Consider the following 16,268-nt stretch of genomic DNA (forward strand, 5'->3'; position numbering starts at 1 on the left):
CCCTTTCATCTTCCTCTGCCTCCAGAAAGGACAAAATAGGTTCCCGGAAAATTTTTTTTCATTGAGCTGCTTATGATACAGGTGATGATAATGATAAAAACAGGCATCAGCATGAACATAAAAAGAGCGCTGGCAGGTGTGGAGGGCAGAATGAGGGCCGCCGTTTTATTGAGCAGGCGGACCCAGGGAAAATGAACCGCATAAAGAAAGAAGCTGTTTTTTATGAGGTCTGCGGCAGGCGGAAGGGGAATGATGCGGATCAGGCATACCGCCGTGCATACCCCCCACAGGCGTGTAAGAACCGTGTGAAGAGGATGGCCATGGAGAGGAGCAGCCGGAAGGCCTGTAATCTGAAGCAGCCAAAAGAAAAACGACAGAATTGTGATCTGGATGAATAAGTGCTTCCACCGTTCCTTAAGAAACTCCGCAGGCCGGCGCTCCAGATAATTTCCCAGCTGTTCCCTTCTCAAAGCAAAAAAAGCTGCCGCAGAATAATAAAAAAGAGCATCCAGATTAAGCCAGGGAAACGACACTCCCTTCCATAGACACAGGATCAAAAAGAGCAGAAAAAGGAGACCTCTTACGTTTTTTTTCAAAAGAACATACAAAACCGGAGCCAGGAGAATAAGCAGGATCAGCTGAAACAGATACCAGAACACAGGATTATAACCATAGTGCAGCAGAGCTTTAAGAAACTCCCCGGCAGTAAGCGGAACCGGCGGCTTTCCAATGATCTGACAGATGGCGGGAATCCTGGTTGCCGCAGCATAAGCCCCATAGTACAAACTATTCCAGAGAAGATAGGGAAGCAGGATTGTTCTTGACCGGGATCTCCATTTGGAAAACAGGCTGTTTAGCTGGAAATTTCTGTAAAATAAATACGCAGATATCATAAAAAAACCCGGCACTGCAATCTGAGCCAGCTGACTGGCTGCCAGATGTTCCAGCTGCTGTACCGTTTCCAGTTCCTGTTCCCCTGTTACAAAAAGTTCTCCATTTAAAGAGTGGGCCCATACGACCAGAAGACTGAACAGAAAACTGAGCCAATACACCTTATTTCTGAACCAGTCTTCTTCTGAAATTGTGTTTTGAACCCGTTCCTCCATTTTCCCACCATCCATTTTCCCGCAGCCTCCTAAAGGTGTGTACAAAAGTCGATCAAAGTCAGCTCCTGTATCTGCTTCAAATAGATGAAATTCAGATACAGAACCAAAAAGGGCCGCTTCCCGCAGGAAACAGCCCCTAAACATTGCCGCCTTAGAAATCAGCTTCTATACTGCTCCAGCAGACGGTTAATACGGCTGGTAGGTGTGAGAAGCTCGCTTAAGGAAGCATCATGGTTCAGATTGTCAATGATAAGGGCAATATACTTGCTCATATCTACATTGATATAGTAAGGACGCTGTAAAAGATCCGGCGTCTGATATACCAGATTGGTTGTCAGGATCCGGTCAATAAAGCCCTTTTCATAATATTCGTCAAATCTGGCAAGTCCGTTTGTAAACAGGCCAAAGGTAGAGCAGATAAATACCTTTCTGGCTTTTCTGCGTTTTAATTCCTTGGCTACATCCTGCATGCTCTCGCCGGAGGAGATCATATCGTCAATGATCAGAACATCCTTTCCCTCTACGCTGGAGCCTAAAAACTCATGAGCCACGATGGGATTTCTTCCGTTTACGATCTTCGTGTAGTCGCGACGCTTGTAGAACATACCCATATCCAGTCCCAGCATATTTGCGAAATAAATAGCGCGGCCAGTACCGCCCTCATCTGGGCTGATTACCATCATATGATCGCTGTCGATCTTTAAATCAGGCTCATTTTTAAGCAGATGCTTTAAGAACTGGTAGATCGGCTGTACCGTCTCAAAGCCCTTTAAATGGATTGCATTCTGAACTCTGGGATCGTGGGCGTCAAAGGTAATAATATTTTCCACGCCCATATTTACAAGCTCCTTCAGTCCCAGAGCACAGTCTAAGGACTCACGGCCGGAACGCTTGTGCTGGCGGCTCTCATAGAGGAATGGCATGATCACATTGATCCTGCGTGCCTTTCCTGCTGCAGCTGCGATGATACGCTTTAAATCCTGAAAATGATCATCCGGAGACATATGGTTTGTCATTCCGAAAAGGGAATAGGTCAGACTGTAATTACATACATCCACCATGATATAAAGGTCATCGCCTCTTACGGATTCCTCAATAATTCCCTTTCCTTCGCCGGAACCAAAGCGGGGGGTAGATGCATTGATAATATAAGAATCTCTCTGATAACCGGTGAAAGCGATGGTAGATTTATGCTCGCTCTCCCGCTCTCTTCTCCAGTCTACCAGATACCTGTCCACCTTATTTCCCAGCTCCGTACAGCTCTTTAAGGGAATCAACCCAAGAGGGCCCACCGGAATGGTCTCAATGACTTTCTCTTCATATAACATGATTTCTTTATCCTCCTGTTTGTACTGCGCGCCAAAAACGCACCTGCCGTTCATTATTATCTTTATACCATCTTTGCATGCATTTCGTCAAGCTATCCCCTCTTTAAAACACGGATATCCCTGCCGTAAAGGGGAATGATCCGATAGCGCATGATCCGGGAGGTCACACGATCCGTGTAGGAATCCCGAAGCTGCTTTAAAGACAGATTGGTGGAAATAATGGTGGAACGGCTCATATTCATACGCTCATTGATGCAGTAAAAAAGCTGCGAAGAGGTAAAGCTGTTATTGAGCTCCGTTCCCAGATCGTCAATGATCAGCAGGTCGCAGTCCAGAATATAGCGATATGTGTCCCTCATATCCTCCGGGGTATCATAGTCGAATTTATTTCTGGAAAACACCTCAAACAGATCGCCTGCCGACAGATAGATCACCGAATGGCCTGAATCAATCAGCTCCTTTGCAATACAGTTTGTAAGAAAGGTTTTCCCCACTCCTGTACTGCCTGTAAAGAGTAGATTCTCCTTTTTTCGGTCAAAATCTGCAGCAAATTCCCGACAGCCTGCCACCACCCTGCGCATATAATCTGCATTGGTCAGCCCAAGCTCCGGAATGATTTCACTGCTGTCATAATAGTCATACGATAATCTGGAAAAATTTTCCTGATCCAGCACATGATCCAGATTGGACTGGGCATAGAGCAGCTTCATCTGAGCCCTGAGAAAGCAGTGACATTTGCGGCCCTGGCGCCAGCCTGTATCCTCACAGTCCGGGCACCTGTAATGAAGCGTAAGATAGTCCTCCGGATATCCTTTGGCGCGAATTAAAATAGCCTTCTGCTCCCTTAAATCTGCCAGTTCTTCTCTAAGCTCCGCTAACGCTCCCGTATCCCCGGCCAAAAGCCGCTTTGCCCCGGCCACAGAACGGCTGGCAATCTCCGCTTCCAGTTCCCGGACTGCCGGAATCACCCGGTAAATTTCATTTCTTCGTGCTTCCAGCTGATGCTGGTTTTCAAGCTGCTGCCTGCCATATTCCCGCATGATTGCGTCGTACTGGGAATTACTCAGTGCCATCTCCTGTTCTCCTTCCAGTCTGTAACGCCCTCCCGGGGCGGTTCCTTATGTACGGGGTCTTCCTCCGCCCACCCATTCCTTTACCTGTTTCAACATCAGGGCATCGTAATCTGTATCCCTCTGTTTAAAATTATGGAACTGGTTTTGAGAGTTCTTTTTCCCTCCCCCATCCTTTGATGCGCTGTTATAGCGCTGAAGCCGCTTTTCCTTATCTCCGCCATTTTCCTGTACCAGAGCCTGACGTCTGGCATCCAAAACACGGACATCCTCCATTTTCTTTACGCCGGCTTTCTTCCAGTCTCTTAAAATACGGTCTGCATACTGAAAGCTGGGGCTGTGGATGGCGGTAATGGTCCGGCTGCAGGCCTCTAAAACGATTTCTCTGGCAAACCCGTACTCCTTAAACCATTTGTCGATCATGGCCTGCTCAGGAGGCGCTGCCTTGCGGTTGTTAATTCCAAAGGCCCGCATGACCGCAAAGGAATCTTTCGAATAAGCTGCTCCCAGCTCCCGTGCCTCCTGAGATGTTTTAATCCCTTTTTCATGCCAGCTCACTGCTACCGTCTCCAGATACCGAACCGAACTGTGGCCGTTCTGGGCACAGTATTCCACAAGATATTCCAGGAGCTCACTGCTCATTCCAAGGCCCTCATAGAGCCATGCAAATACCTGACAGTCTCTTGGTGTAAAAACTTTATTTAAATATTTCTGCGCAATATAAAGAAGCTGGGAAAACTCCTCATCTCCGCAAAGCCGGTTTACCTGAGCCGCAGAATACACCGGAGCACGATCTGCGCTGGCAGCCGTTTCCTCCTTAGCCTCTGCGCAGGAAGCAGCCGGATCCGCAGCCCAAGGAAGCTCCCCTTCCTGCTTTTTCTCATCTTCTGCCCCGGAAAGAATCCCCAGTTTTTCCCAATAGCTTACAGCACGCCGCACATCGGATTCCGTATGATCGAGAGCATCCGCTATAGACTCCACGGTAAGCTCTTCACCCTGATGACGCAGAATATAAAGATATACTTTTACATATTCCCCATTGGCACCGGCCATATATTCATCTATAAACGCATCTGCCACCATGGTAGCCCCTATGCTCCAGCGGTCCTTCCAGTTCATACTCATTTTCACCACTCCTTGCTGCATTTTCCCTTTTTCTGTCCGGGAAATGTTTGCAGACAGTATATCATATCCACTGCTAAAAGAAAATAGGGCCTTCTTTCCACTGCTCATTCTGTGGATAATGTGGATATTGTGGAAAAACCATCCCCCATCTGGTCTCATTCCCCCATAAGCTGTCAATTTTCCGCATAAAACCGTGGTTTTCCAAATCTCCTATCATCCTTTCATATCAGATGATTCATCCACAGTTTTTAGCTCTGTTTCGTGTTGAAAACTATGTGGATATTGTGGATAACTACAGCCCAAGGAGCTTTTCTCCCACTTTTACAATATCTCCGGCGCCCATAGTTATCAACAGATCCCCGTGTATACAATGTTCCAGAATAAATGTTTCAATCTCATCAAAGGACGGAATATAATGGACGCTTGTACCCAGCTTTTCCAGCCGTTCTGCAATATCCCTTGAGCTGACTCCCAGTGTATCCGTCTCTCTGGCTGCAAAGATATCTGCCAGTATCACCTCATCAGCACCTGACAGAGCCTGAGCAAATTCATCCAGAAATGCCTTTGTACGGGTATAGGTATGGGGCTGAAATACTACCCAGAGGCGCTTATGGGGATAATTCTCTGCCGCCTTCAGAGTAGCACTGATCTCCTGTGGATGATGGGCATAATCATCAATCACCGTTACTCCGCCGATCTCTCCCTTTTTCTCAAACCGCCGGTCTGTTCCCGTAAATTTTCTGAGGCCTGCAATTACGCCGTCAAAGCCTACACCTAATTCCAGAGCGACAGCAATGGCTGACAGAGAGTTGTATACGTTATGCTCCCCTGTTACTCCCAGAGAAATCCGGTTTACTACCTCTCCCTGCACAATCAGGTCATAGGACGGTCTGCCAAGTTCGTCATATGTAATGTTTCCGGCTGTATAATCACTGGACGGATCCTTTCCGAAGGTGATTACGCGGCAGTTCAGTCCCCGGGTAATTTCCTCCACCCGGTCAATATCTTTGTTGATCACCAGAAGGCCTCCTGCCGGAAGCTTCTCTGCAAACAGACGGAAGGAATGACGGATATCCGCGATATCCTTAAAGAAATCCAGATGATCCTCTTCAATATTTAAAATCACCTCAATAGTGGGATAAAAGGATAAAAAGCTGTTTGTATATTCACAGGCCTCTGTGACAAAGAATTCAGGCCCGCCTACCCGTATATTTCCGCCGATATCCTTCAGGATACCGCCTACAGAAATCGTAGGGTCTGTGCCGCCGGCTAACAGAATATCTGTCAGCATAGAGGTAGTGGTCGTTTTTCCGTGCGTACCGGCTATGGCTATGGACTGCTTATAATTACGCATCAGTTCCCCTAAAAGCTCCGCTCTGGTAAGCTCCGGAAGCCCCTTTGCCCGCACTGCCATAAGCTCCGGGTTGTCGCCATGGATCGCCGCTGTGTAAACCACGGCCTGAATCCCCGGCTCCTGTTCAATATTGGCGGCCCGCTGGCCGTAATAAATCCGCGCCCCCTTCTCTGTCAGATGTCTGGTAAGCTCCGTTTCATGGGCGTCAGAGCCAGATACGGTAAATCCGGCGTCCAGCAGGATCTCTGCCAGCCCGCTCATACTGATGCCTCCGATCCCAATAAAGTGAATGTGTTCCGGTTTGTCAAAATCTATCTGATACATATATTATTCCCTTTCCCTGTGATACGGTATGTATTTGTCTGCTTTCCTTATAATTATATCAAAGTCCGCCGGAAATGTCATATGAAATTATAAAAGCATTCCATATACCCGATAGCCTTTTTACTGCCGCGTTTTATTTCATACAGCATCTGATCCACCTTATCGGCCAGATCTTTAAATGTCATGCTCCGGCACAGCAGCAATCCCAAAGGATGAAGATACTGCTGCCTTTGTTCATCCTATTTTATCATAAACATATTAAAAAACATAGTTTGCTGTGAGAATACCATAAAACATGTAATGCTGAACTGTTACTAAAACATTCCTCTTGACCTGCTCTGCAACTCATGCTAAACTAGGAGACGCTGTAAAGCCCAAAAATAAGGTCTAAAGGGGCTTTCCGCCGATTTCCGGCGTAAAATGAATCGAGTGTTCGAGACCTTCCACTCGTAAAACAAAACTAAAGGAGACAACTAAATATGAACAGGAAAAAAACAGATTTTCTGGTACACGGTGCATTGATCGCAGCCGTGTATGTGGCGCTGACTATGATGTTCGCTCCCATCAGCTTCGGACCGGTGCAGTTTCGCATCTCTGAAGCGCTGTGCATCCTTCCCTTCTTTACACCGGCAGCCGTTCCGGGACTCTTTTTAGGATGCCTGATCTCTAACCTCTTAGGTACAGCCGTGCTCATGGATGTGATCTGTGGCAGTATTGCCACACTAATCGGTGCAGCAGGCTCCTATGCCCTTCGGCATCACAAGAGGCTGGTATGCCTCCCCCCTATCCTGGCAAATACCCTGATCATCCCCTGGGTGCTGCGGTATGCCTACGGTTCCCCAGATCTGATCCCTTTTATGATGCTCACCGTAGGGATTGGCGAGATTTTGGCCGTTGGGGTTCTGGGAAATGGCCTCTTAGCTATACTGGAGCGTTATAAATATACGATTTTCCGCCAGAGCAGAGCATAAAAGAATGCCGACGCCTTAGCTTGTAATTTTACAGGTTAAGGTGCCGGCATTTTTATTATTTATAATGCATCTACAGCCGCTTTTTCAATCATCAGCCCTTTTTTATAATTTTCCATAAACTGATTAAAGCCCTCTATATCTTCCGGTTCCGGAGCTGCTGTTACGCTCTCTGCCTTTTGAAAAATCCGTTTTTCCAGATAATCCTCTAAAGCTTCCCCTTCTTTTTTATTTATCATATACAGTGCCAGAACTGCAATCCCCCAGGCGCCCCCTTCTCCGGCTGATTTCATAACAGATACGGGAGTGTTCAAAGCGGCCGCAAGGATTTTCTGAGCCGTTCCCTCCGTTTTAAAGATGCCTCCGTGGCCCCATATCACGTCTACCTTCACGCCCTCTTTGTCAAACAGCAGGTCATTTCCGATCTTAAGAGTACCAAAGGCTGCATATAAATGGGTCCTTATAAAATTTGCCAGATTAAACCGGCCGTCCTGCCGGCGCACAAACAACGGACGGCCTTCTGCAAAGCCGGCAACCGGTTCTCCTGAAACATAATTGCAGGCCACCAGTCCTCCGCAGTCCTTATCGCCCTCCAGAGCCTTTCGGAAAAGCCCTCCATACAGCTCATCCCCGCTTATATGAAAGCCAAAGGTATCGCTGAATTCCTTCAGAATATTCACCCAGGCGTTCAGGTCTGAGGTGCAGTTGTTGCAGTGTACCATAGCCGCCGGAGCCCCCTGAGGCGTTGCCACAAGGTCAATTTCAGAATATACATTTGAAAGCTCTTTTTCCAGTACAATCATGGAAAATATGGAGGTTCCTGCGGATACATTGCCTGTGCGCGCCTTTACGCTGTTTGTTGCAACCATCCCTGTTCCCGCATCTCCTTCCGGGGGGCACAGGGGGATTCCGGCCTTCAATGTTCCTTCCGGATCTAAAAGCCCTGCACCCTCCTCTGTAAGAACGCCTGCCTGCTCCCCTGCCAGAAGAGGCCGGGGCAGGATTTCCCTGATTTTCCATGGAAACGACCGGTCTGAAATCTTTTGGTCAAAACAGTCCAGCATATCCGTATAATAGTTTCCTGTTTTTGCGTCAACAGGAAACATTCCCGACGCATCATCCACACCCAGTACCCGTTCTCCGGTAAGCATCCAGTGCACATAGCCTGCCAGCGTGGTGATGTATTTAATATCTTTTACATGAGCTTCTCCGTTCAGCACCGCCTGATACAGATGAGCGATACTCCAGCGCTGGGGGATAGGGTAATTGAAACATTCTGTCAGTTCCCGTGACGCCTGCTCCGTTATGGTATTTCTCCATGTGCGGAATGGTACCAGAAGTTCATCATTTCCATCAAATGCCAGATAACCGTGCATCATGGCGCTGATTCCAATTCCGCCAATGGTTTCTATCTCTGCCCCATATGCTTCTCTTACCTTTGTTTTAAGATCGCCATAGCACTCCTGCATTCCCTTCCAGACTGCTTCCATCGAATAGGTCCATATCCCGTTTTCCAGCCTGTTTTCCCACTGGTGGCTGCCATCCGCTATCAATTCTCCCTCTTCTGTCAGAAGAACGCCCTTGATTCTGGTGGAACCAAGTTCAATTCCCAAAACCGTTTTTCCTGACTGAATCCGTTTTTTTATGTCCTCTATCCTGATTTCTTCCAATTTCCTGCCCTCCTTTAACAGTCACCTGTAAAATATCATATGTTTCATTTCATCTATTGCATAAAATTATAAAGATCTGGTTCTATTTTACAAAACAGGGATCAGCGGTACAATTCCATAATCTTGCCACTCTTATTCTAAAGTTACCTATTTCGATCATTTTTCATTGTTATTTTCCCAAAATACGATATAATTTTATGATATCAGAATCAAACATTCAGAAAGTCAACACAAAATGCGAGGTGAAAATTTTGAATCTGCTAGAAACATGCAGACAGCTTATATCCACTGCCCGGAGGAACCTGCAGCCCGGTCATCCTCTTGGAGCCAGAATGATTTCATTCGAATATTCCAAATCTGCAAAAGAAATCAAAACATATCCCCTGCTTTCTTCCCAGCGGATCTTCTTCCTGTGCTGGGATTTCTGCGGCAGAAATCAGCTTCGTGCCGCCATGTATCCCGCACCTGACAGGTTCTGCTGCTGCTTTACATTTGAAGACGGAGTAAAAACGCAGCTCCACACCCATGACTACATTGAACTGGGATACGTTGTAAAAGGTAACTTCAAACAGAAAATTTCCGGGAAAGATATTATATTTCAAGAAGGTGACGTCTGCCTGATTGACAAAAACTGTATTCATCAGGATTATCTGTCCTGCCAGGATTCCATTGTACTGTTTTTCGGAATTGAAAACAGCATGTTTGAAGAGGTAATGAATGAACATATTACAACCGGCAAAATTATATCCTTTCTTCAAACTGCACTGATGAAACAAAGCGATCTGCAACAGTATATTCATTTCCACCCCACAAGGGATGCCAGAAAAGAGATCGAGCCCTGCCTTTCCCTCCTCCTGACAGAGCTGTATGAAAATAAAATCGGTTCCACCCACATCTGCCGCGGGCTTCTTCTGCGTATTTTCAGAATTTTAAGCACGCATTATGATTTTTCCCTTACCAGAGAACGGCAAAAAAATATAAACTGGACTGTTTTTGAAGAAATATGCAGCTATATCCAGACCCACTATCAATCCGTCACAACCCATGAACTGATGGAACGGTTTCATTTTCAAAGAGATTATTTCAACCGGCTGATCCGCAAAAAAACAGGGATGACCTATTCGGAATATCTTCAAAACATCCGTCTGGAACAGGCAAAACGTCTTCTGATTGAAACAGAATTAACAATATCCGAAATCTCCGAACAGGTAGGCTACCATAATAAAGGCTATTTCTACCAGCTTTTTGTAAACAAATATAATATGACGCCTGGAAAATACAAAAAAAGGATGCTGGAGCATCCCTGTAATCCTATGCCCCAACATCCAGAATAGCTTCTGTATATACTTTTCCCGCAGATATTTTATCTCTGATCCATCTTCCCGTCCAGCGTCTGACGCACAATGCTGTCCATCATATCCGCTGACAGCATACCGCTCACATATCCAAATACATTTCCATCTCTGTCAATCATAAAGGTGGTTGGGAAGGACATGATACCATAAGAGGCAAACAGCTCTCCCTCTGTATCCATCAGTACCGGGTAAGTATATCCTTTTTCTTCCATGAATGCGGCAATTTCTTCCTCAGAGCCTTCCTGTCCCATATTGGGCGCAGCAACGCCCAGAACAATTACTGCATCCTCTCCCTCTGTGGAGGACTTTTCATACAGCTTCTGAATATCCGGCATCTCAGCCTTACAGGGCGGACACCAGGTTGCCCAGAAGTTCAGAAAAATCGTCTTCCCTCTGTAATCCTCCAGTCTGTGGATATTTCCGTACTGATCCTCCAGTTCAAAATCAACTGCCGGGATCACGGGACGCGCATCGGCTGCCGTTTCACCGGAAGCCTCCTCTGCAGTTGTGCTTTCAGACCCGCCTGTCCCGGGCTCTGTACTTCCGCCTTCGTTATCTGCTTCTGCTTTCTCCGGCGCAGTGCTTTCTTCCATACTCTCTGTCTGACTCACCTGAGTTCCGGAAATACGGGATAAATATCCGGTCACATCATTCATTTTCCCGGTAAACATGAGGATTCCCATCAGCACCATGAGGATACCGCCAATTTTTACTGTATACTGCACCACACCTCTGTATTTCTTAAAGAGCTCCAGAAGCTGAGTAGTAAAGAGGCCCACAAACAGAAAGGGCAGAACAAAGCCCATAGTGTAAACGCCGATCAGAACAAAGCCCTGAGCCTTGGTCGCTGCAGATGCGGCCATCAAAAGGACGCTTGTAAGAGCCGGTCCTACGCAGGGCGTCCAGGCAAAGCTGAAAGTAAAGCCCATAAGCAGCGCTGTAACCGGCGACATGGCAAAACGATCCAGCCTGAAGGGCAGGCGGTGCTCTTTTCCCAAAACGGAAGATATTCCAAATATTCCCATCTGATACAAGCCAAACAGCATGACAAGGATACCTCCGGTCCGTGCAAACATGGCCTGATAGCTGTGGAAAAATCCACCCACTGCGGACACGCCAAGCCCCAGCAGGAAAAAGGCAAAGCTGACCCCTGTCACAAAGAAAACCGTGTGAAGCAGCACCTTGCTCTGTTTATAGTGCATTCTTCCATCTTCGCCCTTTACGGCTGTTCCGCCGGACAGATAGCCGATATAAAGGGGAAGCAGCGGCAGTACGCAGGGCGAAAAAAAACTTAACAATCCCTGTAAAAATACAGTTACCGCAGATATGCTTACATCCAGTGTAAATCCCATAAATAACCTCCAATCCTAAAGTGTACTCCTTTTATACTCTGATTTCTGCCATTTTGTCAAGTGAGCTTGTCACAGACTTATGCTTCTGCGAATTTTTCACAAAATGTTCAGATGAACCCATCTTGGCATATATCTTAAAAATATGGTATAATACAGCCTCAGGAAAGGAGATTTCAGATATGAAGCATTTTACGGCAGCCGCCCTTTCAGCGGTGCTTTCCATTTCTATAGCAGCCGTTTCCTCCCCTCTTTCCTATTGGGGAGCAAAGGAAAACAGCCGGGAATTTTCTCTTTTTTTCAGTGGACCCGGCGTAGAAGCTGTTTCTTCAGGTGATGAATATTCGGAATATCAGTGGGCACTGCATAATACAGGCCGTCTGCAGAGAACTGAGCGAAAACTAAATATCAGAACCTTAGACAGCATCTATGTACACTATGGCGAAAACGGAGTCGACGGCATCGCCCTGCCGCCTCTTGGCCCCAGTAACTATGACGCCATTCAGACAGACGCTGTAGCTGGAATTGATATCAACATAAAAGAAGCCTGGCAGCTCTATGAGCAGGAATCCAATAAACGCCCTGTCACTGTGGCTGTAATCGACACAGGAATCGACACCTCCCATAAGGATTTAAAAGACGCCATCTGGGTCAATGAGGATGAAATCCCCGGAGATTCCATTGACAACGACGGAAATGGTTATGTTGACGATGTAAACGGCTGGAATTTTATTTCAAATAATAATCAGCTCTGCGCAGGCGATGAGGATACCCACGGCACCCACGGGGCCGGTACCATTGCGGCTGCAAAGGGAAACGGCGGAGTAGCTGGCATCGGAGACAGCCGGTATATAAAAATCATGGTATTAAAGGCTCTGGGAGGCGAAGAAGGAAAGGGTTCTCCCGAAAACGTCATCCAGGCAATCCGCTATGCAGAGGCCAACGGCGCCCAGATCTGCAATTTAAGCTTCGGCTCCGGACAGACCTCCCCAGAATTTGAGGCTGCAATCCGGGATTCCAATATGCTTTTTGTAGCCGCAGCCGGAAACGGCAATCAGTACGAAATCGGCTATAACATTGACGCACATCCGGTTTACCCCGCAAGCTTCCCTTATGATAATATTATCACTGTAGGAAACCTGCTTTTTAACGGTCATCTGGATGAAAGCTCCAACTACGGGCAGACAAACGTAGACCTGGCCGCTCCGGGAACCTATATCCTGAGCACCGTACCCTCCGATACCTACGCCTATATGAGCGGTACCTCTATGGCAGCTCCCATGGTCGCAGGAGCTGCTTCCCTTCTCTACTCCGGCCGTCCGGATCTCAGTCTTTCCGATGTGAGAACCGCCCTGCTGTCCTCAGTCCACAAGCTGGCTCCCTTAAAAGGGAAGACCGCTTCCGGCGGTATGCTGGATGTGGCGGCGGCTATGAAGTGGGGGAGATAAATATCCTTTTATTCCAAAGCCGCACTGATGGCAGCATAATCCCCGATTCGCTCTCCCAGTGCAGCCGGCAGAATCCTGCAGGCTGCCAGACTGGGAGCCAAAGCCTCCTTTTTTAGTTCTCTATACATAGCTGAATCCAGAAAATGATGGCTTCTGGCATACACAGAGCCTGCAATAATACGCTCCGGATTCAGCAAATCAATTAAAACTGCAAGCCCTCTTCCAAATATGGCCCCAGAGCGTTCAAAAATTTTCAAAGCTTTCTCATCTCCCATTTCTGCCATAGCAGCCAGTTCTTTTGCACTTGCTTTTATCCCTTCTATCTCTGCCATCCTGGCAATTCCTCCTCCTGAACAGAAGCCCTCCAGGCTTCCGGATTTCTGATATCCCACCGGCCCATCCTTTTCCATCCGTATATGTCCTGCTTCTCCTGCCAGACCAGATGCTCCCCGATATAATCTGCCGTCTAAAATAAGGCCAGCTCCCAAACCGGTTCCGAAAGTCAGAAAAATCATGCTGCGGCAGCCCTGTCCGGCTCCGAATCTCCACTCAGCCAATGCCCCTGCGTCTGCATCATTTTCCAAACGTGCTGGAATCCCCATTTTTTTCTCCAGATAATCTATTACTGGAACCCGATCCCAGCCCGGAAGGTTAGGCGGCGAAAGAATCTGCCTGCGATCTGAACTTAAAGGGCCTCCACAAGAAATTCCAATTCGTTCCACTCCTTCATTCGATCCAATAGAAATCCCATGCTCTTTTGCTATTTTTCTTCCATTTTCTTCCAACTCATTCAATACTTTCTTCCAATCTGGAACCGTCTTTCTTTCATACCTTCCCAGAAAACTTACCTGAGTATCTTCAATATTTGCCAGAACAACCGCAGACTTTGTTCCTCCAATGTCAAATCCTAACACATACATCCTGTATCCTCCTACCCAAAAATGCCCCCGGAAATACCGGGAGCATCTTTTTCAAATTTCATTTTTCTTTTACTGAACCTTATCAGCTGTCAGTACAGAAACGCCTGTATCAATATATTCCGGGGCAACACTGCCGCCGTTAATTGCTGTAATAGCTGCATACATTCCCTCATATCCCATAATATCAGGATTCTGAGCCATTGTACAGATTAAGGAGCCGTCTTTAATCAGCTGAATTACTGCGTCGGACTTATCCATACCAGCTGCAACAATATTATTTCCATCCTCTGCAACTGCATTTCCAACGCCTACACAAGAGCCTTCATTTGCACCAAATAAGGCAACACAGCCCTGAGAAATGAAATTAGCTGCCGCATCCTTGGATTTTGCTGCATCGCCGTCTGCATACTGAGTTTCAAGAATTTCGTAAGCAGTTCCCTCAAAAGCGGATCGGAAGCCTTCATCACGATCTACAGTAGAAGTAGTAGCTGCATTTACAGATACAATGCCAATTTTTCCTTCCTTCACACCCTTTGCCTCCAGAGCCTCCAGAACCTTCTCGCCTGCGATCTTTCCTGCAGCACGATTATCGGTTCCCAGCTTCTGTACACATGGATAATTTGCAAAAGAGTCAACCTGAACAATCTTTACACCTGCTTCATCCGCTTCTTCAAGAGCCGCTGTAATTGCATCCGGTCCATTGGCTGCTACCAGAATTGCAGTAGCACCATCCGCTACAGCATTATTCACACATTCAATCTGCTTTGCATCATCCTTTACATCAGGAGCAATCCACTTATATTCACATCCCAGCTCTTCTGCGGCCTTTTTGCATCCTTTATCCATATTTACCCAATGTTGATCCATAGAGTCAATGGTAATCAGAACAACCTTCTGGCCTTTTCCGTCTCCAGGCTTTGCAATATCTCCTGTCTCTCCAGCCAGCATATCATTCGCAGCCCCGCCTGCTTCCTCTGCTTTTTTGGTTTCCTCTGCTTTGGTTGTCTCTTCCTTCTTTGCATCTGTCTCTTTCTTCTCTGTCTCTGCTGCCGTTGTTTCCGGTGCAGCTGTCTCCTTTGGAGCAGATGAACAGCCCGCTAATGCTGCAGATGCCATAGCTGCCACCAGAATCATTGATAATGCCTTTTTCCTCATAATACAATACCTTTCCTTTCTTTCTCTTATTGTAAAGCATTTCTGCTTTCAACCCTATTTTACTGCTTATCCATTTTTATGCTTCTTGCTTTTTCCTTTTCCAGAACGGACAATTACATCCAGAAGCACTGCTACTACAACAATAATTCCAATCACAATATTTCTGATTGCAACCGGAGCACCGGCAAACTGAAGACCATTCTGCAGCACACCCCAGATTGCTGCACCGATCACCGTACCAGAAAGAATTCCAGAACCGCCCAGCGTAGAAACACCGCCAATTACAGAAGCAGCTACCGCATACATTTCATAGGAAGTTCCTGCATCCATGGTTCCTGTTCCTGTGGATGCACAGGTAATCAAGCCTGTAATGCAGGCACAGAACGCAGATACCACATAAACACAGATAACCGTATTATCTACGTTTACACCAGAAAGTCTTGCAGCATCAATATTACTTCCTGTCGCATAGATATGGCGGCCTGTTCTGGTATGGCTCATCAGATAGTTAAATACCAGCCATACTGCCATCGCAATCCAGAATGCACTGAAAATCCCCATGAATTTGCCGCTGTAGAAAAAGGTTCTGAAGCCCTTTGCCGCCTCACCAATGGAATCTGTATTGTAATTTCCATTTACGATCTGGGCAATTCCGCGGGCAATCGTCATGGTACCTAATGTGGCAATAAACGGCGGCAGCTTGCATTTTGATACCAGAACTCCATTGACACAGCCTACTGCCAGACAACATGCCATTGTAATCACAACAGAAACCCAGGGATTCATGCCATGACACATCAGTGTAGCAGAAATCATACAGCTCATTCCTACGACAGAACCGACCGAAAGGTCAATATTTCCTGTAAAAAGAACATAGGATTGTCCTACACCGATTAACAAAATCGGAGCAATCTGTCTCAGCAGATTTGCCACATTTCTGTATGTAAAGAAATTTGGATTGATAAAGCCAAATACCAGACAGAGGATAACCAGGCCTACTCCCACTGTAATGACCTGTCCCATTCCCCGTTGGGACAGAAAGCGTCCCAGTATACCAGGCTTTTTTTCATTGGAATTACTCATGTGTTCCTCCTCC

The 16,268-nt window shown here is 46.8% G+C and carries 13 protein-coding genes; 3 read left to right on the top strand and 10 right to left on the bottom strand.

The window, feature by feature from the left end; genetic code table 11:
• Nucleotides 1–5 precede the first annotated feature (5 nt).
• From ACZM6M_RS07150 to murC, 5 genes are all read right to left on the bottom strand, one after another.
• Nucleotides 6–1,121, bottom strand: coding sequence for an acyltransferase family protein (locus ACZM6M_RS07150; RefSeq protein WP_337434325.1), 1,116 nt, complete (start codon nt 1,119–1,121; stop codon nt 6–8).
• 143 nt (nt 1,122–1,264) lie between these two features.
• Nucleotides 1,265–2,434: a ribose-phosphate pyrophosphokinase gene (locus ACZM6M_RS07155; RefSeq protein ID WP_066544590.1), complete on the bottom strand. Its 1,170-nt coding sequence runs from the start codon at nt 2,432–2,434 to the stop codon at nt 1,265–1,267.
• Nucleotides 2,435–2,526: 92 nt separating this feature from the next.
• Nucleotides 2,527–3,507 carry an ATP-binding protein gene (locus ACZM6M_RS07160; RefSeq protein WP_317437755.1) on the bottom strand — a complete coding sequence of 327 codons (981 nt, stop codon included), beginning with the start codon at nt 3,505–3,507 and terminating at the stop codon, nt 2,527–2,529.
• 45 nt (nt 3,508–3,552) lie between these two features.
• Nucleotides 3,553–4,629 (bottom strand): DnaD domain protein, encoded by a 1,077-nt coding sequence (locus ACZM6M_RS07165; protein WP_489490028.1) that lies wholly within the window; start codon nt 4,627–4,629, stop codon nt 3,553–3,555.
• 292 nt (nt 4,630–4,921) lie between these two features.
• Nucleotides 4,922–6,307, bottom strand: coding sequence for a UDP-N-acetylmuramate--L-alanine ligase (murC, locus tag ACZM6M_RS07170; RefSeq protein WP_066544595.1), 1,386 nt, complete (start codon nt 6,305–6,307; stop codon nt 4,922–4,924).
• Nucleotides 6,308–6,786: 479 nt separating this feature from the next.
• Here murC and ACZM6M_RS07175 point away from each other — a divergent pair, with 479 nt between their 5' ends.
• Entirely contained in the window at nt 6,787–7,278 is a 492-nt protein-coding gene (locus tag ACZM6M_RS07175; protein ID WP_066544597.1) for a QueT transporter family protein, read from the top strand.
• A gap of 59 nt (nt 7,279–7,337) precedes the next feature.
• On the opposite strand, the gene ACZM6M_RS07180 is transcribed toward ACZM6M_RS07175, so the two are convergent.
• On the bottom strand, nt 7,338–8,945 hold the full coding sequence (locus ACZM6M_RS07180) for a xylulokinase (RefSeq protein WP_489490031.1): 1,608 nt from the start codon (nt 8,943–8,945) through the stop codon (nt 7,338–7,340).
• Nucleotides 8,946–9,277: 332 nt separating this feature from the next.
• Between ACZM6M_RS07180 and ACZM6M_RS07185 the strand changes: the two genes are divergently transcribed.
• Complete coding sequence (locus tag ACZM6M_RS07185) at nt 9,278–10,279, top strand: AraC family transcriptional regulator (RefSeq protein ID WP_417045306.1); 1,002 nt, start codon at nt 9,278–9,280, stop codon at nt 10,277–10,279.
• A gap of 29 nt (nt 10,280–10,308) precedes the next feature.
• On the opposite strand, the gene ACZM6M_RS07190 is transcribed toward ACZM6M_RS07185, so the two are convergent.
• A complete protein-coding gene (locus ACZM6M_RS07190; protein WP_337434274.1) occupies nt 10,309–11,652 on the bottom strand; it encodes a redoxin domain-containing protein in 1,344 nt (447 codons plus the stop codon).
• Between the two features lie 179 nt (nt 11,653–11,831).
• Between ACZM6M_RS07190 and ACZM6M_RS07195 the strand changes: the two genes are divergently transcribed.
• Nucleotides 11,832–13,097: a S8 family peptidase gene (locus ACZM6M_RS07195; RefSeq protein ID WP_417045305.1), complete on the top strand. Its 1,266-nt coding sequence runs from the start codon at nt 11,832–11,834 to the stop codon at nt 13,095–13,097.
• Nucleotides 13,098–13,105: 8 nt separating this feature from the next.
• On the opposite strand, the gene ACZM6M_RS07200 is transcribed toward ACZM6M_RS07195, so the two are convergent.
• The 3 genes from ACZM6M_RS07200 to ACZM6M_RS07210 all read right to left on the bottom strand — a co-directional run bounded on the left by ACZM6M_RS07200 (nt 13,106) and on the right by ACZM6M_RS07210 (nt 16,255).
• The gene (locus tag ACZM6M_RS07200; RefSeq protein ID WP_337434272.1) at nt 13,106–14,017 is read right to left on the bottom strand and encodes an ROK family protein; all 912 of its coding nucleotides are present in this window, start codon (nt 14,015–14,017) and stop codon (nt 13,106–13,108) included.
• 69 nt (nt 14,018–14,086) lie between these two features.
• Nucleotides 14,087–15,172 (bottom strand): substrate-binding domain-containing protein, encoded by a 1,086-nt coding sequence (locus ACZM6M_RS07205; protein WP_296036220.1) that lies wholly within the window; start codon nt 15,170–15,172, stop codon nt 14,087–14,089.
• Between the two features lie 66 nt (nt 15,173–15,238).
• On the bottom strand, nt 15,239–16,255 hold the full coding sequence (locus tag ACZM6M_RS07210; protein ID WP_296036223.1) for an ABC transporter permease: 1,017 nt from the start codon (nt 16,253–16,255) through the stop codon (nt 15,239–15,241).
• Between the last annotated feature and the right edge of the window lie 13 nt (nt 16,256–16,268).

It is taken from the genome of Enterocloster sp., from assembly GCF_057861365.1.